This is a genomic window from Arthrobacter halodurans, from assembly GCF_041877255.1.
GTDB classification, from domain to species: domain Bacteria; phylum Actinomycetota; class Actinomycetes; order Actinomycetales; family Micrococcaceae; genus Arthrobacter_N; species Arthrobacter_N halodurans.
On the sequence record NZ_JBHDLJ010000010.1, the window covers coordinates 21,177 to 39,683 of the forward strand.

23 protein-coding genes are annotated in these 18,507 nt (G+C 73.6%); all 23 read left to right on the forward strand.

Annotation, left to right across the window (positions count from 1 at the left end; genetic code table 11):
- The first annotated feature begins 74 nt into the window (after window positions 1–74).
- Window positions 75–935 carry a flagellin N-terminal helical domain-containing protein gene (locus ACETWP_RS12155; protein WP_373972519.1) on the forward strand — a complete coding sequence of 287 codons (861 nt, stop codon included), beginning with the start codon at window positions 75–77 and terminating at the stop codon, window positions 933–935.
- A gap of 139 nt (window positions 936–1,074) precedes the next feature.
- Complete coding sequence (gene fliD, locus ACETWP_RS12160; RefSeq protein WP_373972520.1) at window positions 1,075–2,385, forward strand: flagellar filament capping protein FliD; 1,311 nt, start codon at window positions 1,075–1,077, stop codon at window positions 2,383–2,385.
- Window positions 2,382–2,924, forward strand: coding sequence for a flagellar export chaperone FliS (locus tag ACETWP_RS12165; protein ID WP_373972521.1), 543 nt, complete (start codon window positions 2,382–2,384; stop codon window positions 2,922–2,924). Before fliD ends, ACETWP_RS12165 begins: the two co-directional genes overlap by 4 nt.
- Complete coding sequence (locus tag ACETWP_RS12170) at window positions 2,917–3,249, forward strand: hypothetical protein (RefSeq protein ID WP_373972522.1); 333 nt, start codon at window positions 2,917–2,919, stop codon at window positions 3,247–3,249. Before ACETWP_RS12165 ends, ACETWP_RS12170 begins: the two co-directional genes overlap by 8 nt.
- 129 nt (window positions 3,250–3,378) lie before the next feature.
- Window positions 3,379–3,720 carry a flagellar basal body rod protein FlgB gene (locus ACETWP_RS12175; RefSeq protein WP_373972523.1) on the forward strand — a complete coding sequence of 114 codons (342 nt, stop codon included), beginning with the start codon at window positions 3,379–3,381 and terminating at the stop codon, window positions 3,718–3,720.
- Entirely contained in the window at window positions 3,720–4,112 is a 393-nt protein-coding gene (locus ACETWP_RS12180; protein ID WP_373972524.1) for a flagellar basal body rod protein FlgC, read from the forward strand. The genes ACETWP_RS12175 and ACETWP_RS12180 overlap by 1 nt, the downstream gene beginning before the upstream one ends.
- A 38-nt stretch (window positions 4,113–4,150) precedes the next feature.
- Window positions 4,151–4,426, forward strand: coding sequence for a flagellar hook-basal body complex protein FliE (gene fliE, locus ACETWP_RS12185; RefSeq protein WP_373972622.1), 276 nt, complete (start codon window positions 4,151–4,153; stop codon window positions 4,424–4,426).
- The gene (gene fliF / locus ACETWP_RS12190) at window positions 4,426–6,012 is read left to right on the forward strand and encodes a flagellar basal-body MS-ring/collar protein FliF (protein WP_373972525.1); all 1,587 of its coding nucleotides are present in this window, start codon (window positions 4,426–4,428) and stop codon (window positions 6,010–6,012) included. Before fliE ends, fliF begins: the two co-directional genes overlap by 1 nt.
- On the forward strand, window positions 6,009–7,025 hold the full coding sequence (gene fliG / locus ACETWP_RS12195) for a flagellar motor switch protein FliG (protein WP_373972526.1): 1,017 nt from the start codon (window positions 6,009–6,011) through the stop codon (window positions 7,023–7,025). Before fliF ends, fliG begins: the two co-directional genes overlap by 4 nt.
- Window positions 7,015–7,692, forward strand: coding sequence for a FliH/SctL family protein (locus ACETWP_RS12200; protein WP_373972527.1), 678 nt, complete (start codon window positions 7,015–7,017; stop codon window positions 7,690–7,692). Before fliG ends, ACETWP_RS12200 begins: the two co-directional genes overlap by 11 nt.
- Window positions 7,689–9,029 (forward strand): FliI/YscN family ATPase, encoded by a 1,341-nt coding sequence (locus ACETWP_RS12205; protein WP_373972528.1) that lies wholly within the window; start codon window positions 7,689–7,691, stop codon window positions 9,027–9,029. The genes ACETWP_RS12200 and ACETWP_RS12205 overlap by 4 nt, the downstream gene beginning before the upstream one ends.
- 2 nt (window positions 9,030–9,031) lie before the next feature.
- Window positions 9,032–9,463 (forward strand): flagellar FliJ family protein, encoded by a 432-nt coding sequence (locus ACETWP_RS12210; protein WP_373972529.1) that lies wholly within the window; start codon window positions 9,032–9,034, stop codon window positions 9,461–9,463.
- A complete protein-coding gene (locus tag ACETWP_RS12215; RefSeq protein ID WP_373972530.1) occupies window positions 9,460–10,245 on the forward strand; it encodes a C40 family peptidase in 786 nt (261 codons plus the stop codon). Before ACETWP_RS12210 ends, ACETWP_RS12215 begins: the two co-directional genes overlap by 4 nt.
- Before the next feature lie 968 nt (window positions 10,246–11,213).
- A complete protein-coding gene (locus ACETWP_RS12220) occupies window positions 11,214–11,762 on the forward strand; it encodes a flagellar hook-length control protein FliK (RefSeq protein WP_373972531.1) in 549 nt (182 codons plus the stop codon).
- A gap of 11 nt (window positions 11,763–11,773) precedes the next feature.
- The gene (locus ACETWP_RS12225) at window positions 11,774–12,280 is read left to right on the forward strand and encodes a flagellar hook assembly protein FlgD (RefSeq protein WP_373972532.1); all 507 of its coding nucleotides are present in this window, start codon (window positions 11,774–11,776) and stop codon (window positions 12,278–12,280) included.
- Between the two features lie 60 nt (window positions 12,281–12,340).
- Window positions 12,341–13,510 (forward strand): flagellar hook protein FlgE, encoded by a 1,170-nt coding sequence (locus tag ACETWP_RS12230; protein ID WP_373972533.1) that lies wholly within the window; start codon window positions 12,341–12,343, stop codon window positions 13,508–13,510.
- 73 nt (window positions 13,511–13,583) lie between these two features.
- Window positions 13,584–13,844, forward strand: a complete 261-nt coding sequence (locus ACETWP_RS12235) for a flagellar FlbD family protein (protein ID WP_373972534.1) — start codon at window positions 13,584–13,586, stop codon at window positions 13,842–13,844.
- The gene (locus ACETWP_RS12240; protein WP_373972535.1) at window positions 13,844–14,641 is read left to right on the forward strand and encodes a motility protein A; all 798 of its coding nucleotides are present in this window, start codon (window positions 13,844–13,846) and stop codon (window positions 14,639–14,641) included. Before ACETWP_RS12235 ends, ACETWP_RS12240 begins: the two co-directional genes overlap by 1 nt.
- Window positions 14,638–15,447, forward strand: a complete 810-nt coding sequence (locus ACETWP_RS12245) for a flagellar motor protein MotB (RefSeq protein WP_373972536.1) — start codon at window positions 14,638–14,640, stop codon at window positions 15,445–15,447. The genes ACETWP_RS12240 and ACETWP_RS12245 overlap by 4 nt, the downstream gene beginning before the upstream one ends.
- Before the next feature lie 55 nt (window positions 15,448–15,502).
- Entirely contained in the window at window positions 15,503–16,426 is a 924-nt protein-coding gene (locus ACETWP_RS12250; protein ID WP_373972537.1) for a flagellar motor switch protein FliM, read from the forward strand.
- Entirely contained in the window at window positions 16,423–17,172 is a 750-nt protein-coding gene (gene fliN / locus ACETWP_RS12255) for a flagellar motor switch protein FliN (protein ID WP_373972538.1), read from the forward strand. The genes ACETWP_RS12250 and fliN overlap by 4 nt, the downstream gene beginning before the upstream one ends.
- Window positions 17,173–17,595, forward strand: a complete 423-nt coding sequence (locus tag ACETWP_RS12260; protein ID WP_373972539.1) for a FliO/MopB family protein — start codon at window positions 17,173–17,175, stop codon at window positions 17,593–17,595. It begins immediately after the preceding gene.
- A 119-nt stretch (window positions 17,596–17,714) separates the two neighbouring features.
- Window positions 17,715–18,506: a flagellar type III secretion system pore protein FliP gene (gene fliP / locus ACETWP_RS12265; RefSeq protein WP_508093836.1), complete on the forward strand. Its 792-nt coding sequence runs from the start codon at window positions 17,715–17,717 to the stop codon at window positions 18,504–18,506.
- The last annotated feature ends 1 nt before the right edge of the window (window position 18,507 follow it).

The window sequence follows — 18,507 nt, forward strand, 5'->3', positions numbered from 1 at the left end:
GCCTCCGGCCGATAGGTGTTTTCGAGGTCCACGGACGGACCCGTTAGAACACCCACTTCACGGAGGAATTCACCATGGGTATGGCAGTCAACACCAACCTCGCTTCGATCAACGCGCAGCGAAACCTGTCCAACACGCAGAACGACCTGTCCAAGTCGCTGGAGAAGCTGTCCAGCGGCCTGCGCATCAACCGCGCCGCCGACGACGCAGCCGGGCTGTCTATGTCCGAGGGCCTGAGGGCACAGTCCAGCGGGATGGCGGTCGCCGCCCGCAACGCCCAGGACGGCATCTCGGTCATCCAGACCGCAGAAGGCGCCCTGACTGAGGTCCACTCGATCCTGCAGCGTATGCGCGACCTGGCTGTCCAGGGCGGCAACGACTCCAACAATGGCGATGCTCGAACGGCTATCAAGACCGAAGCGGATGAACTTAGCAAGGAACTCCGCCGACTCACGGAATCGACCTCGTTCAATGGGTTGAACCTGATGAAGGGTGCCGACATGACCTTCCAGGTCGGCGCTGATGGAGATGCCACTGCCGGAGCTGGAGTCAACACCATCAGTGTCAAGGTGGCGGACATCGCGACAGGACTCGGGGGTCTCATGGCTGCCGATGCCACTACAGCTGGCACCGGCTTCGATGTGACGGATAACGCGGCTGCTGCAACTACGATCGAAGCAATTGACACAGCGATCACTGCGATCTCTACCCAGCGCTCGAGCCTCGGTGCCGCACAGAATCGATTCGAGTCCGCGATCAACAGCCTCAACGTCGGCCGCGAGAACCTCACGGCCGCGGAGTCCCGCATCCGCGACGTCGACATGGCCGCCGAGATGGTCAACTTCACCCGCGCCAACATCATGTCCCAGGCCGGCACCGCCATGCTCGCGCAGGCGAACCAGTCCAACCAGGGCGTGCTCCAGCTCCTCGGCTAGCACCAGCGGTAGCACATGCGGCTGACACCGCACGCACCACCCCAGAACGTCCCGTGGCGACCGGCGCCGGGCTCCGGCCCGGAGCACGGCCGCCACGGGACGTTCGCGGCGACCACCCGGAACCACGAAGGGAAGCGGTATGGGCATCTCGCTCGACGGCCTCGCCAGCGGCCTGGACACCACCACCCTGATCAATTCCCTCATGCAGGCCGAGGCGATCCCGCAGAACATCCTCAAGAACAAGGTCTCCTCCGCGCAAACGATGGTCTCCGCGCTGCAGGCCCTCAACACCCGCGTCGCCGCGTTGTCGGAGCTGGCCAAGACTTCCGCCAAGCCGGAGACGCTGCAGGTCTACTCCGCCACGAGTTCCTCGACCGCCGCCGCGGCCACGGCCCGGGCCGGCGCCACCGCCGGTTCGCTGGAGGTCCTCGTCGGCCAGACCGCGCAGGCGCAGACCACCGTCTCGGCACCGCTGGCCGCGTGGCCCGAGACGTCCTTCACGATCACCGCGGCTGACGGCACGCAGACCGCCGTCGCCGCCAACTCCACCTCAATCGACGACGTCGTCTCCGCGGTCAACGCCTCAGACGCCGGCGTGAAGGCCGTCAAGGTGGCGGCGGGGGAGGGCCAGTACCGCATTCAGTTCACGGCCGCTGACAGCGGCGCCGACGGCGCGTTCACCCTTTCCGGAACCACCGCCGGCCTCACCGAGGTCAAGGCCGCCCGCGATGCGGAGGTCACCTTGTGGGCCGGCACCGCGGCCGCGCAGACCGTCACGTCCTCCACCAACACCTTCACCGACCTGCTGCCCGGGCTCGACGTCACGGTCTCCGCGGCCGGGCCCGAGCCGCTCACCGTCTCCGTGGTCCGCGACACCGAGGCTGCCGGCAAGGTCGCCGAGAACCTGGTCTCCTCGCTCAACGGGCTCTTCGGCTTCATCGCCACCAACTCGGCGTCCTCCGCGGGCTCCGGCGGCGCGACGAAGGGCATGGTCTTCAACGGCGACAGCACCGTGCGCGACGTCAACCGCAAGATCATGGGTGCCGCGACGGCCCCGGTCGACGGCCGGTCGCCGTCGGAGATCGGCATCAGCGTCACCCGCGACGGCACGGTCGAGTACGACGCCGAGAAGTTCCAGGCCGCGCTGGCCGCCGACCCCGCCCGCGTCGAGGCGACGCTGCAGGCCATCGCCTCCCGCGTGGCCACCGCCGCGGGGGAGGTCTCCGACAAGTACGACGGCCAGATCACCTCCCGCATCACCGGCCAGAAGTCGCTCATCAGCTCCATGGACGACCAGGTCCTCGCGTGGGACCGGCGGCTCGACGCCCGGCGGTCCACGCTGGAGCGCACCTACTCCGCCCTCGAGGTCCAGCTCAGCTCGCTGAACTCGCAGTCCTCCTGGCTCACCTCCCAACTGTCGGCACTTCCGAACGCGAGCAACCAGAAATGATCATGAACGCCGCGCAGAAGCGCGCCCAGCTCAACCGCGAAGCCATCCTCTCCGCCAGTCCCGCCCGGCTGCTGACCATGCTCTACGACCGGCTCCTGCTGGACCTCGGCCGGGCCGAGGCCGCGCAGCACGCCGCGGACTGGGCCGTGGCGTCGGAGAACCTCCTCCACGCGCAGGCCATCGTCACCGAGCTGAGCTCGTCGCTGCGCCGCGACGCTTGGGACGGAGCGGACGGGCTGCTGGGCCTCTACGCCTACGTCACCACGGCGATGACCGGGGCGAACATCCACCGCGACCCCGCCCGCACCCGCGAGGCCATCGACCTGCTGGAACCCCTGCGCACCGCCTGGCACGAGGCCGCCGCGGTCGGTGTCCCCCCCACGGCAACAGGGTCCGCCGCCGGGTCCGCGCCCGTAGCGGCGGCCGCCTTCGGGGCCGCGCGGTTCGGAACCGCGCCCGTCGGAGCGGCGTCCTTCGGAAACAGCGCCCCGCCCGCGCGACCCGCGGGCACCAGTGGCGGGATGCTCGGTTTTGGCTGACCTGACCGGCGCCGGCTGGCGCGCGGCCCTGGCCGACCTCGAGGAGCAGACGGCACGGCTCCGCCACGCCCTGGAGGCCGGGATCGAGGCCTACGCGGGCCTGGCCCGGGAGGCGCCCGAGCGCGCGTGGCGCCCGCCGTCCGGGCTCGGGCCGCTGCCACGGGACCTGGGCCAGCGGGCGGCGGAACTGCTGCGCGAGATCGCCGAGGTCAAGGCCCTCACGGAGGGCGCGCGGCGCGACGCCGGGCGGCAGCTCGCCGCCGTGCGTTCCGTGCCGCGCGCGCACGACGCCGGCGCCTCGGTGTATGTGGACCTGACTGGGTAGAACGCCGTGGGGAATGCCGCGCGGAACTGCTAACGCACCGGCGCGGGCGGCCGATGGTTGCCAGTGAGCACGGATGGCTCACCCCCTAGCCCACGGATGGGCCACTGAACGACCCTGGAGCGCACGCCCGTGTTCGAATCCGTGACCTCGCTGGCGCTAAGCAGCGCACTCGACGGCCTGGCCCTGCGCCAACGAGCCATCGCGAACAACATCGCCAACGTCAACACCCCGGGATACCAGGCGCGCCGCGTCGAGTTCGAGGGCGCCCTGGCGGCGTCCGTGCTCGACGGCGACGGCCGGGCCGCGGCCACCACGTCCGCCTCGCTGGAGCCCACGCGGCTCGACGGCAGCAACGTCAACATGGACACGGAGACGCTGTCCAACATCGACACCGTGCTGCGCTACCAGTTCGCGGCCCAGGCGGCGTCGGGCTCCTTCGACGGCATCCGCACCGCGCTGAGGAGCAACTGATGGCCCTCGACGCGATCGGCATCGCGGGCACCGCGCTCACCGTGCACCGCAAATGGCTCGACTCGGTGGCCGACAACCTCTCCAACATCAACACTGCCGCCCCGGGCGACGGCGAGGCGTTCCGCGCCCGCTACGTCCTGGCTCGGGCCGGCGGGGAGGCCGGCGTGTACGTCGCCGGAACCGAGCTCGGCAGCGCCGAGGGCCGGCTGGTCCACGAGCCCGCCCACCCGCTGGCCGACGCGGACGGCAACGTGCGCTACCCGGACATCGACATGTCCGAGCAGATGGGCAGCCTCATCATGGCCCAACGCGGCTACCAGGCCAACGCCGCCGTCGTGGACCGGGCCAAGGAAACCTACCAGGCAGCACTGCAGATCGGACGCAACTCGTGAGCGCCTTCCCCCTGGCCGTCTCGGCCGTCGCGCCGTCGATGCCCACCGGCTACCTCGCCGGCCCCTCCGCGGCGGAGGTCCCGGGCACCGGGGGAGCCTCCTTCGCGAACGCCCTCGTTGGTGCCGTCGGTGACGTGCAGCAGCTGCAGGGGACGTCGAACCAGCTCGCCGTCCAGGCCGTCACCGGCGACCTGACGGACATGCACGCGGCGACCCTGGCCTCCACCCGGGCCTCCGTGGCCCTCGAACTTGTCGCGACCGTCCGCAACCGCGGGGTCGAGGCCTTCAACGAGATCATGAGGATGCAGGCCTGATGGCACGAGTTCCCGCCCCGCTCGCCAAGCTCGGGGACACGCTCCGCGGGTTCACCGTGGGCCAGCGCACCGTCGCCCTCATCGGCGTCGCCGTCCTGATCCTCGGCGGCATCACGCTGGCCACCTTCGTGTCCCAGCCGCGCTACTCGCCCCTGTTCTCCGGGCTCCAGCCCGCCGACGCCAGCACCATCGTGGAACAGCTCCGCGCCGACGGCGTGCCCTACGAGCTCGCCGCCGGGGGCACCGCCGTCCTGGTTCCGGAGGAGCACGTCTACGACGCGCGCCTGAAGGCCGCCGCGGCGGGCCTGCCCACCGCCGGCCAGTCGGGGTACTCCCTGCTGGACGACATGGGCGTCACCTCCAGCGAGTTCCAGCAGACCGTGACCTACAAGCGCGCCCTCGAGGGCGAGCTGGCCTCCACCATCTCCGCGCTCGACGGCGTCAAGACCGCCTCCGTGAAGCTCGCGATCCCCGAGGAGACCGTCTTCGTCGACGCCGTCACCGAGCCGACGGCCTCGATCTTCGTGGAGACGACGCCCGGCATCGCGCTGGGCAACGACCAGGTGCAGGCCGTCGTCCACCTGACCTCCGCCGCCGTGGACGGGATGAAACCCGAGAACGTCGCCGTCGTCGACGCGTCGGGGAACCTCCTGTCCGCCGTGGGCATCGGCATCGCCGGCGGCGCGGACCAGCAGTCCTCCGACTACGAGCAGCGCGTCGCCGCCTCGGTCCAGGGGATGCTCGACCGCGTGGTCGGCCGGGGCAACGCGACCGTCGCCGTCGCCGCCGACATGAGCCTGGAGTCCGCGGAACGCGTCGAGGAGAGCTTCGAGAACCCGGCCGGCGCCCCAGCCCTGCAGGAATCCACCAAGACCGAGGAGTACCAGGGCACCGGCGGCGGCTCCGCGGGCGTCCTCGGGCCCGACAACATCGCCGTGCCCGACGGCGGCCAGGGCGAGGGCACGTTCAACTCGGAGACCACCGACCGCTCGAACGCGGTCAACAAGGTGACCGAGAACCGGTCGATCCCCTCGGGGACCCTGAACCGCCAGTCGGTGTCGGTTGCGCTCAACCAGGATGCGGCCGGCGGGTTCAACGTCGAGCAGCTGACCGAGATGATCGGCACCGCGGCGGGCGTCAACGCCGAGCGTGGGGACAGCATCAGCGTCGCCGTCGTCCCGTTCAACGCGGCGGACGCCGCGGCGGCCCAGGAGGCTCTCGCCGCCGCCGCGGCCGCGGAGGAGGCAGCCCGCGCGGCCGATCTCCTGCGCACGCTGGTGATCGCCGGCGTCGCGGTCCTCGCGCTGGTCATCGCCGCCGTCCTGTTCCTGTACCTGCGGCGCAACCGCCAGAACCGCGAACCCGTGGACCTCGGCGAGCTGCAGGAGTTCCGCAGCGCCCTCGAACCGGCGCCCGAGGCGCCGGCCACCGCCGCGATCGCGAGCGTCCCCGTGGCCGTGCCGATGCTCGGCGCGGAGAGCGACAGTGACAGGCTGCGCGCCGACCTGGATGCGATGGCGGCCAGCGACCCGGCGAAGATGGCCGAACACCTGCGCAGCGTCATGGACGACAGGGCCCCGGTATGAGCCCGGCCGCCGGCCTGACCGGCACGCAGAAGGTCGCGATCGTCCTCATGCAGATGGAGCGTTCCCGCGCCGCCGAGGTCATGCGCCAGTTCAGCGAGTTCGAGGCCGACGAGATCGCCGCCGAGCTGGTCCGCCTCCGCAGCGTGGAGAGCGACGTCGCCGAGCGGGCGCTCGCGGAGGTCCACGAGATCACGACGTCGGGCCGCGCCACCGCGCGCGGCGGGCGGGAGGTCGCCGCGGGACTCCTCGAGGCCTCGTTCGGGAGCGAGCGGGCCACGACGGTGATGGACCGCCTCGCGTCCTCCCTCGCCGGGAAGTCCTTCGAGTTCCTCGAGTCGGCGGAGGCCGTACAGGTCGGCGCCCTGCTCGATGGAGAGCTGCCGCAGACCACCGCCCTGGTCCTGGCGCACCTGCGTCCGGAAATCGGTTCCGCGGTGCTCGCCGGCTTCGACCCCGCGCACCGGACGGACGTCGCCCGGGCCCTGGCCACAATGGGTCCCGCGTCCCCGGAGGCCGTCCGGGTCGTGGCCGAGACGCTGAAGGCGCGGTCCGGCGCCGTCGTCGCGCCCCGGGCGCCCGCCGACGCCGTCGGCGGCATCCAGCCCCTGGTGGACATCATCAACCGCTCGGACACCGCGGTCGAGCGCGACCTCATGGCGCAGCTCGAGCTGCGCGACCCGGTGCTCGCCGAGCAGGTCCGCGCGCGGATGCTTTCCTTCGCCGACATCGTCAGGTTCGAACGGCGCGACGTGCAGCGGGTGCTGCGCGGCATCGACCCCGCGACCCTGGCGCTCGCCGTGAGGGGCGCGGACGCCGCCGTCGCCGAGGCCATCCGGTCGAACATCTCCGACCGCACCAAGGAGATCCTCGACGCCGAGACGGCGGGCGCGGGGCAGGTGCGGCAGTCCCAGGTGGACGACGCCCGCGCCGCCGTCGTCCGCTCCATGCGCCAGCTCGAGAGCGGCGGCGAGATCACGCTGCGGAGCGGGGACGAGGACCGGTATGTCGCCTAGCCGCACCCTGTCCGCCGGCCACGGCTACGGCCTCGCCGACGCGGCGGGGGCCGGACCCGCGGCCGCGACGTCCTTCGAGCCCGCGGTGTTCGCCGCCGTGGGGGCGCCCGCGGACCACGACGGCGCCGCCGCCGCCGGGCGGGTGCGGGGCTACGCCGCCGGGTACGCCGCCGGCCTGCGCGCCGCGGAGGAGCGGACGCGCGCCCTGCGCGAGGAACTCGCCGCGCGCCACGAGCTTGCGGAGCGGGCGCGCAACCGCACGGCGGCGGAGGCACTCGCCGCGCTGAACGGGGCGGCGGCCGCGCTGGAGCGCCGCACGGTGCCCGTCGTCCACGACGTCCGGCACACCCTCGTCGAGACCGCTTTGGAGCTCGCGGAGGCCGTGCTCGGCACGGAGCTGTCCGACGCCGAGCACGGCGCCCGGGCGGCGCTGGCCCGCGCGCTGGAGGGCGTCGAGCCCCGCACCGTCCACGCGGTGCGCCTGCACCCCGCGGACCTTGCCGCGCTGCCGCAGGACATGGTGCGCGCCGCTGAGGTGCGCCTGGTCCCCGACGCCGGGCTCACCCGCGGGGACGCGGTCACCGACTTCCCGGACGGTTTCCTCGACGCCCGGATCTCCACGGCGCTGGCGCGGTGCCGCGAGGCCCTCGCCGGGGGGACGGAATGACCGCCGGGCCCGAGCTGGGCCGCCGCGTGTCGGCGGTGCGGACCGAGGGCCTCGCCGCCGCGCTGTCCGCCGCCGCGCCCCAGCGGGTGGGCGTCGTCTCGTCCATCGTGGGGCTGAGCGTCGAGGTCGCCGGACTGGCCTGCCCCGTGGGCTCGGTCGTGCGCATCGGCGACGGCGGCGTTCCCGCCGAGGTCGTTGCCGCGCAGCGGTCCGGCCTGCGCTGCATGCCGCTCGGTCCCCTGGACCGGGTCGCGGCCGGCGATCCCGTGCGCAGCAATGGGCGTCCCGCGCTGATCCCGGTCGGCGACGGGCTCATGGGCCGGGTCCTCGACGGGCTCGGTCGGCCCATCGACGGCAAGGGGCCGCTCGGGCCCCATGTGCGCGTGCCGCTGGAGAACGACCCGCCGGCACCCCTGGACCGGGCGCGCATCACCGAACAACTGCAGGTCGGCGTGCGGGCCGTGGACACCATGACCGCCGTCGGGCGCGGCCAGCGCATTGGGCTCTTCGCCGGATCCGGCGTGGGCAAGTCCTCGCTGCTGTCGATGGTCGCCCGCGGCACGGACGCCGCGGTCAACGTCATCGCCCTGGTGGGGGAGCGCGGCCGCGAGGTGCGCGAGTTCCTGGAGGAGGACCTCGGGCCCGAGGGCCTGGCGCGGTCGATCGTGGTCGTCGCGACGTCGGACGAGCCCGCGCGCATGCGGCTGCGGGCCGCGTTCGCGGCCACGCGCATCGCCGAGTTCCACCGCGAACGCGGGGCCGACGTCCTGCTGATGATGGATTCGCTGACGCGCGTGGCCATGGCCCAGCGCGAGATCGGCCTCTCGGCGGGGGAACCGCCGGCCACCCGGGGCTATCCGCCGTCGACCTTCTCGCTGCTCGCGCGCCTCCTCGAACGCGCCGGGACGGACGCCGCCGGGTCGATCACGGGCATCTACACGGTGCTGGTCGACGGGGACGACCACAACGAACCCATCGCCGACTCGGCCCGGTCCCTGCTCGACGGCCACGTGGTGCTGGACCGCCGGTTGGCCGTCGCCGGACACTTCCCGTCCATCGATGTCCTCTCCTCCGTGTCCCGCGTGGCCTCGCGCGTGACGTCGCGCGAGCAGTCGGCCACCGCGTCCGCGCTGCGCCGCGTGCTGGCGGCGCGCCGCGCGGCCCAGGACCTGCTCGACGTCGGCGCGTACCAGCGCGGGGCGAACCCGCTGGTGGACGCCGCCGTCGACCACGAGGACGCCATCAACTCCTTCCTGCGCCAGCGCCTCGACGAGCCGGTCCCGGCCGCGCGGTCCTGGGCGGACCTCGACGCGCTGGTGCGCCGGGTGGGGGTCTGACAATGGGCCGCGAGTTCCGCCTCTCCGGGCTGTTGCGGCTGCGCGACGCCCAGGAGGCCCAGGCCGCCGGGCGGCTGGCCTCGGCGAACGCCGGCCTGCGCGACGGCGCGGCGCGCAGCGCCCGCGCGCGTGCCGAGGCGGAGGACTCCGCCGCGGAGGCCGACAGCTCCGCCACCCTGCTGGCCATCGCCGCGGCCCGCGCCTCGACGCGCGGCATGCTGGTCGAGCTGGACGGGCTCGTCGCGACGCTCGAGTCCGGAGCCCGCGCGGCGGCCGAGGAGCACCGGGCCGCGCGCCGCAGCGCCGTCGCGCTCCAGAAGCTCGGCGACCGGCACGCCGAGGAGCGGGCGCGCGAGGACCTCGCCAGGGAACAGACCACACTCGACGAGCTGGCCGCGCGCGGCCCGGAAACCGGAAGGGGCGGGGACCGATGAGTTACGGCGACGCCATCGGCAGGATCGGCACCATCCAGACCACGCTGGCACGCATCAGCGGGGCGGCACCCGCCACCGCCCAGTCCCCGGCGACCGCGGCCGCGCCGGCCTCGGGGGCGTCGGGGGCGTCGGGGTCCCTGTACGCGGGCGCCGCGCAGCCGGTCGCGCCCGGGGGTCTGACGGCGGGGCAGCTCGCGGGCACCGGCTGGGCCGCCCCGGCGCGGACGGCGTCCGCCCCGGCGTCGGCCGCGCTGTTCACCGAGGCGCTGGCGGCGGAGGTCGCCCGCGCCGCGCCAGCCGCGCCCGCGGCCCCCGTGTCGGCGGCCCCCGTGTCGGCCGCGCGGCCCGCGGGACCGGTGGAGGCGGACGCCGGGACCACCGGCGCGGACGTCGTCGCCACGGCCCGGAAGTACCTCGGCATCCCGTACGTCTGGGGCGGCAACAACCCGGCCACGGGGCTGGACTGCTCGTCGCTGGTCCAGCACACCTTCCGCGACCTCGGGGTCGAGCTGCCGCGCGTGGCCCGGGACCAGGCCCGCATGGGGGCGGAGGTGGATTCCCTCGCGCAGGCCCGCCCCGGGGACCTCATCGTCACCCGCGGGGGCGGGCACATCGGCATCTACCTGGGGGACAACCGGATGCTGCACGCGCCACGTCCCGGAGAGAACGTCTCGATCCGCGAGCTCTTCGAGACCGACGCCGACATCATGACCATCCGCCGCATCGTCCCGGCCGCGTCGTCGGCGGCCGCGAGCGCCGCCCCCGCGGGATCCGCGCCGTGAGCGCGCTGGCGCCGATGGTGGCCCGAGGGCCCGCTGCATCCGTGGCACCCGTGGCACCCGTGGCGCTCCCGGGGCGTGCCGGAGCGCCGTCCGGGGCGGCAGCCGGCGTCGCCGGAGTGTCCTTCGGCGCGGCGCTCGCCGCCGAACTTCCCCGCCGGCACGACGCCGGATCCGCCGCGGCGGGAGGACCGGCCGGGCGGCGGGAGCCGTCCCCGGCGGGCGGCGCCGGCACTGCCGCGGCGCCCTGGTCGGCGACCGTCGGCACGACGCGCCCGGTGCCCGGCGACGGGGTGGATGCGGCGACCGCATCGGACTCCGGGAACGCCGCGGCGGCCGACGTCGTCCCCGCTGCCTCCGAATCCGCTACCTCCCATGCCGCTGCCTCCGATGCGGCTGCCTCCGATACCGCAGCCTTGGAGGCCGCGGTCCCCGAAGCCGCAGCCATCGCCCCTGGGGCCGCTTCCGTGATTGCCGTGGTCCCCGGTGCCTCCGCCCTCCATGTCGCAGCCGCGCGGACGCCTGCGGACGAAGCCGCTCCTGCCCACAGCGGATCCCCGGCCGACGGCGACGCGGGCCTACCCGCCGGCACCTCCTTCCCCGACGGGCACCGGGTGTCCGCGGGAGTTGCCGGAACGGCCGCGGATGCCGCGACCGCCGGGCACGGCGCGACCCCGACGGGTGTCGCGGCCACCGCGACTGCCGGGCACGGCGCGACCCCGACGGGTGTCGCGGCCACCGCGGTCCCGCAAGACGACGACGCGGCGGAGACCGCCGGGACCGGGGCGGTGGGGCCGCAGGGAGCCCCCGCCTCACCGACCGCTCCCGCCTCTGCCTCCGCTGCTCCCTCCACGGCCACGGCGGCGCAGCATGGCGCGCCGTCCGGGGACGCGCAAGGTTCCGCGGCGGTTCTCGCAGGTCCGCCGCAGTTTGCGCCGGAGCGGTCGGCCGGCGGACCCCCGGCGCCTCCGGTGCCGGCCACGGCACACGCGCAGGCGGGAACCGCGCCGCCGCCACTGCACCGGCAACTGGCGGGGCCGGTGGCGTCGCTCGTCGCCGGCCCACGCGGCGAACAGACGCTGGTCGTCAACGTGGCTCCGGACGGCGTCGGACCGGTGACGGTCAAGGCCCACCTCGGCGGCGACGGCCTGCGTGTGGAGCTGCTGGCCCCCACCGATGCGGGCCGGGACGCACTGCGCGCCATGTTGCCGGACCTCCGTCGGGACCTGGCGTCCACCGGCGCGGGGTACCTGTTCCTCGCCGCGGGGGACGTGTCCGGCGGCGGTGCGTCCGCGGGCGGAACCGGCTCCGGGCCGAACCACCCCGCGGGACAGCACGCGGACTACGGCGGCGCCCGGCCGGACGGAACCCACCACGGCGCCCGCCAGCAGCCGTCGACGGGGGACGCCACGCGCGCCGGCGGCAGCAGCGGGACGGCCCCGGACGGGGCCGCGCAGGCCCCCGACGCCGTCGGCGGCCGTCCCCACCAGACCACCCAGCACCTCGACGTGATGGCTTAGGAAGGAAGATCATGACAATCTCGCCGATCGACATGGGGCAGACGGGTTCGCCGCAGGCCGCGCGTGTCCCGAAGCAGACCATGGACGGGGAGGTGTTCCTGCACCTGCTGGTGACCCAGCTGAGCAACCAGGACCCCAGCGCTCCCATGGACACCAACGACATGATCGCCCAGACCACGCAGCTGGCGTCCATGGAGCGGCTCACCGCGCTCGCCGACACCCAGGACGCAGCGCTCGCCGTCCAACAGCGGTCCGCGGCCGCGGCGCTGGTGGGCCGACTCGCCGAGACCGACGCGGCGACGGGCATCGCGGGCCTGGTCACGGCCGTCTCCTTCGCGGGCGACGAACCCCTGGTGACGATCGGTGGCCTGCAGGTCCCGTACTCGCAGATCGTGGCCGTGCGCGACGCCTCCGCACCGGTTTCCGACGCCCCCAACGCACCCGTCGATCCCGTCGCCCCCGATGCTCCCGTCGAACCGGCCCCGGGCGCGGCGGACACCCCGCCGCTCACCGCCTGACCCCGCACGTTTCCGATCGCTGCTCCACCCCACCCGCACCGCCCCCCCGAAAGGCACACCATGCTCCGCTCGCTCTACTCAGGCATCTCCGGCCTCCGCGCCCACCAGACCATGCTGGACACCACCGGCAACAACATCGCCAACGTCAACACCGCCGGCTACAAGAGCTCCTCCACCCAGTTCCAGGACACCCTGTCGCAGATGACGCAGGGGGCGGCGGGACCGCGCGACGCCGCCGGCGGCGGCAACCCCGCGCAGGTCGGCCTGGGCGTCCAGATCGCGGGCATCACCACGAACCACAGTCAGGGATCCGCGCAGAGCACGGGGCGCAGCACGGACATGATGATCTCCGGGGACGGATTCTTCGTCACCCGCCAGGGCAACCAGAACGTCCTCACGCGAGCGGGAGCCTTCGACTTCGACGGCAACGGCCGCCTGGTCAGCCCCGAGGGCGGGATCGTCCAGGGGTGGGTTGCGGTGAACGGAGTCGTCCCCGCGGGGGGCGCGCTGCAGGACATCACGCTGCCGCGCGACGCCGTCGCACCGGGCGCCGCCACGACGGCGGCGACCGTCGGGGGCAACCTGCCCTCCGACGCCGCGGTCGGCACCGCCCTGGTGCAGGACCGGGAGGTGTTCGGCGCGGACGGCTCCAGCCGCACGCTGACCCTGACGTTCACGCGCACCGCGGCCGGCTGGGACGTGGCCGGGAGCGACGGAGCGGCCACCGGCGCCGCATCCCTGGCCTTCGCCAACGGGGCGCAGACCGGCGGCGGAGCGCTGACCGTCGGCGGGATCCGCGTGGACCTCGCCGGGGTCACCGGCTACGCCGACCTCGAGACGGTCTCCGTCACGGGCCAGGACGGCCGGGCCGCCGGCATGCTCGAGTCCTACTCGCTCGGCGCCGACGGCACGCTGACCGGCACGTTCAGCAACGGGGCCCAGCGCGCGATCGCCCAGATCGTGCTCGGTTCCGTCGCCAACCCGGCCGGTCTGGAGAAGAACGGGGGATCCGGCTACTCGGTGACCGCGAACTCCGGGGACATCCGGTTCGCCGCCCCCGGCGCGGCCGGCCTCGGCTCGATCTCCGGCGGGCTGCTCGAGATGTCCAACGTGGACCTCTCGCAGGAGTTCACCAACCTGATCGTCGCGCAGCGCGGCTTCCAGGCCAACGCGCGCATCATCACCACGAGCGACGAGGTGCTCCAGGAGCTGGCCAACCTGAAGCGCTAGGACGACGGCACCGGCGCCGCCGCCTAACGGCGGCGCCACCGGTGCCGAGAGTGGTGCGTGAAAGGACGGGCCCATGATCGTCGTGACCCGGCTGAACAACAGCCGCTTCGCCATCAACCCGGACCTTGTCGAGCGGATCCAGGAAAACCCGGACACCGTGCTGGTCATGGTGAACGGCGCGAAGTACGTGGTGGTGGAGTCCCTGGACGAGGTCGTCGGGCTGATCGCAGCATTCAGGGCCCGCGTCGTGGCGCTGGCCCGGGGGACCGACCCCGTCGCGCCCCCGAACGGCCCGTCCGACGGCACGCTCCAGCTTCGACCGAGGACGCACTAATGGATCCCGCAACACTGATCGGCATCCTGCTGGCCTTCGGCGCCATGTTCACCATGCTGATCATGGAGGGCGCCAGCATCAGCTCGATCCTGCTGCCCGCCCCCATGATCCTGGTGTTCTTCGGCACCATCGCCGTGGCGATCGCCAGCGGCACGGTCCGGGACGCGATCGTGGCCGTGAAGGCTCTGCCGTCCGCGTTCCGCGGCAAGGTGGCGCCCCCGGGCGAGCTGATCGCCCGGCTGGTCTCCCTCGCGGAGGTGGCCCGCAGCGAGGGCCTGCTCGCCATGGAGGCGCAGGCCCAGGAAACCAAGGACCCGTTCCTCCGCCGGGCCCTGCAGAACCTGGCCGACGGGATCGACGGCGAGGAACTGCGCGAGCAGCTCGAGGACGACATCGGGACCAAGGAGAGCACCGACGGCATCGCCTCGAAGTTCTTCTCCGGCATGGGCGGGTACGCGCCGACCGTCGGCATCATCGGGACCGTCGTGTCCCTCACCCACGTGCTGGAGAACCTCTCCAAGCCGGACGAGCTGGGCCACATGATCGCCGCGGCCTTCGTTGCGACGCTGTGGGGCCTCGTGTCGGCGAACTTCCTGTGGCTGCCGATCGGGGCGCGGCTGCGGCGGATCTCCGAGCTGGAGGTCGACAGGATGACGCTGACCATGGAGGGCATCCTGGCGATCCAGTCCGGCAGCCAGCCCCTGCTGCTGGGGGAGAGGCTGCGCGCCATGGTGCCCGCCCACGAACTGAACGAGAAGAAGTCCGGCGCATCCGCGGCGGTCAAGGACGCGGCATGAGCCGGCGCCGCCGCTCCCGGGGCCACGAGGAGCACGGCGGCGGCGAGGAACGCTGGATGGCGTCCTACATGGACATGGTCACGGTGTTGATGTGCCTGTTCATCGTGCTCTACGCCATGTCCACGGTCGACCAGGCCAAATTCGAGAAGCTCAAGACCTCGCTCGCGACCGGCTTCGGCGTCGAGCAGTCGCAGACCGTGGACACCGCCGAGGGTGTCGTGGTGCCCCCGGAGATGGCCGGCAAGGAGGGCGTGCTCACCGACGTCGAGTCCGCGGTGACCGAGCGGCGGGAACTCCAGCGCCGTGCCGCGCGGGAACAGGCGGACCTGGAACAGCTGCAGCGCAAGATCGAGCAGCGCCTGAAGGCGTCGGGGCACGCGGGGGCCGCGGCCTTCTCCATCGACGAACGCGGGCTGACGATCCGGCTCGTCAGCGCGGAGACGTTCTTCCTGCCCAACAGCGCGGACCTGACCGGGAACGCCCGGGAGATCCTCACCGCCATCGCCCCGGTGCTGGCGCCGACGGATCGGTTTTTCGAGGTCGAGGGCTACGCGGACGTGCGGCGTCCCGTGGATCCGTACCCGACGAACTGGGAGCTGTCCGCGAGCCGCGCCACCCGCGTGCTCCGCGCGCTCGTCGAGGACGGAGACGTACGGCCCCAGCGCATCGCCTCGGTCGGCTATGGCGACGCCCGTCCCCTCGCGGGGCGGGACAAGCTGTCCCTGAACCGGCGGGTCGACGTCGTCGTCCTGTCGGCGGAACTGGAGAGCGTCCGGGAGCTGCTGCCGGCCGTGGCGAAGTCCTGAAACCGGGCAGGCCGAACTCCTAACGGGTCCCGGCGTCCGTCCGATAGTCCGCACCGTGACAGTCCCGCCCGTGGGGGCCCCCGGCGCAGGGGTGCCCGTTGCCACGCCGTCCACAGCCCGCGCCGCGGTTCCGTACGACTTCCGCCGACCCGCCGCGCTGGCCCGCGAGCACTCCCGGGTCCTGGGGCTGGCGTTCGAGACCTTCGCACGCCAGTGGGGCACGCAGCTGACGGCCAAGGTGCGGGTGCCGTCCCAGGTGTCCTTCGAGGGCGTGGCCCTGCGGACCTACGACGACCACGTGTCCTCGCTGCCCGCCACGACGGCGATGGTGCTGTGCGACGTCGGCGGCACGGCGGCGAAGGCCGTCATCCAGTTCCCGGCGGCCGCCGCGCTGAACTGGGTGTCCCACATGCTGGGCAGCACCTCGGCCTCCGACGTCGCCGAGCGCCGTTTCACCCGCATCGAACAGACGCTGGTCGAAGGGCTGATGGGCGAGGCCCTCGAGGACCTCCGCTACTCGCTAGGGGCGCTGCTGGAGGCCCCGCTCGCCGTCGACGAGATCCACTACAACTCCCAGTTCGCCCAGGCCGCCGCGAAGTCCGAGCTGATGGTCGCGGCCTCCTTCGCCGTGCGGGTGGGGGACCGCAGCGTCCCCGCCACCCTGGCCCTGCCGGCCGACGCCGTGCTGCCGCGGCTCGGCGACGCCACCCCGCCGGCGGCCACCGCCGACGCCCCCGCGCTGATCCGCGCCCAGCTCGCGGAGACGCCCGTCGACGTCGCGCTGCGCCTCGCGCCGGCGAAGGTCACGCCGCGGGCCGTCATGGACCTCGCGGTCGGCGACGTCTTGGCGCTCCCGCACGGCACCCACCGCCCGTTCCACCTGTCCGTCGCCGGCCGCACGCTGGGCCAGGCCGCCGCCGGCGCCCGGGGCGGCCGGATCGCCGCCGTCGTCGTTTCCACCGAGGAGAACCCCGCATGACCACCACCCAGCCCACGCAGCCGGCCCTGCATGCCGCGGCCCTGTACACCGCGGCCGCGCAGGCCCTGGCGTCCGTGCTTCCGACGGCGCTGCCGGTCACCGCGCAGCTCCATGCCGGCCCCCGGGACGGCGCGGCGTTCGGCGGCCCGGGGGAGGTCGCCGCGGCGAGCTTCGTCGGACAGCTCTCCGCCGACGTGGCCGTGCAGGTGGACGCGTCGCTGCTGGCGGGCGCCGAAGAGTTCGACGCCGGTCCCGTGTCCATCGCCGACGTGCTGCGCCCGTCCCTCGAGGCCGCGACGGCGGTGCTGGGCGTCGGTGTGCTCTCCGGCGCCGCCGACGCGTCCGCGGAGGCGCTGCTCGCGGATGGGGAGACGGTCCTGTTCCGGCTCGAGGCCGCGGGCGCGCCCGCGGGCTGGTTCGCCCTGCGCCTGCGCGACAACGGCGGCGCGGCCACCCACCGCGCGCCCGCGTCCCCCGGGGCCGACCGCTCGTCCGCCGCGCGGCTGGGCCGCATCAACAACGTCGAGATGGCGCTCACGGTCGAGATCGGACGCACCCGCATGTCCGTGCGGGACGTCCTGAACCTAGAGCCGGGCGCCGTTGTCGAGCTCGACCGCTCCGCCGGCGCCCCCGCCGACGTGCTCCTCAACGGCCGGCTCATCGCCCACGGCGAGGTCGTCGTGATGGACCAGGACTACGGGATCCGCATCACCGAGATCCTGGACGTCGCGGAAGGCCTGAACTAGTTGGACAATCTCTTCATCGCGCTGCGGGTGATCGTCTCGCTCGCGGCGGTCCTGGGGCTCCTCTATGTCCTGCAGCGCCGCCTCGTCCCGCGGCTGGGCGCGGCCGGGCACCGGCACGTCGACGTGGTCGCGCGGCAGGGCATCGGACCCAAGGCCTCGGTGGTCCTCGTCGACGTCGAGGGGCGCCGCTACCTGCTGGGCGTGGCCGAGCACGCCGTCAGCGTGCTGGACAGCTTCGACGTCCCCGCGGAGACGGCCGTCCCGGACGCGCCGCCCGGCGGGGACGACGGCGGAGACCCGTTCGCGCCCAGCTTGCGCCGGGCGCGGGATGCACAGCCCGGTTCGCCGTTGGCCGGGTCGGTGCTCTCCGGCCAGACCTGGCGCCAAGCGGCGGCCGCGCTGCGCCGCAGCCCCTCGCCGTGAGTGCCGTGGATCCCCTGGGTGCCCCGGGCTCCGCGGGCGCCGGCTCCCGCGCGTTCGGGCCCCGCGCGTTCGGCCCCCGCGCGTCCGGTCCCCGCGCGTCCGGTCCCCGCGCCGCCGGGATCCGGCGGTGGGCGGTGCTCCTGTGCGTGGCCGCCCTGGCGGCACTGCTGCTCGCGCTCGCCGCGGCGGCCACCGGCCACGCGGCGCCCGTCGATCCCGCGCCGGGCGAGGAGGGCGGCGGGCTGTCGGTCGAGATCAACGGGCCGAACGGGACGCCCAGCTCCGCCGTCGTCACGCTGCTGGCCATCACGCTGCTGGCGGTCGCGCCGGCGCTGCTCCTGATGATGAGCTCGTTCACGAAGATCTTCGTCGTCCTGGCCATGACCCGCAACGCCCTGTCGCTGCCGACCATTCCGCCCAACCAGGTCCTGGCGGGGCTGGCCCTGTTCCTGTCGCTGTTCATCATGGCGCCCGTGCTGACGGAGATGAACGACGTCGGCGTGCAGCCCTACCTCGCCGGCTCGATCGAGCTGGACGAGGCGCTGGAGAGGGGCGTGGTGCCGCTGCGGGAGTTCATGACCGCGCACACCCGCGAGGAGGACATCGCCCTGATGACGCGGGCCGCGGGGCTGGAGAACCCGGCCACCCCGCAGGACGTGCCGCTGACCACCCTGATCCCGTCGTTCATGATCTCCGAGCTCCGCGCGGCGTTCATCATCGGCTTCGTGGTCTTCGTGCCCTTCCTGGTCATCGACCTCGTGGTCGCGTCCGCGCTGATGTCCATGGGCATGATGATGCTGCCGCCGGTGATGATCTCGCTGCCGTTCAAGATCCTGCTGTTCGTCCTCGTCGACGGCTGGGGACTGATCGTCACCGCGCTGGTCGGCAGCTACGCGACCGGGGGCGGTTGAC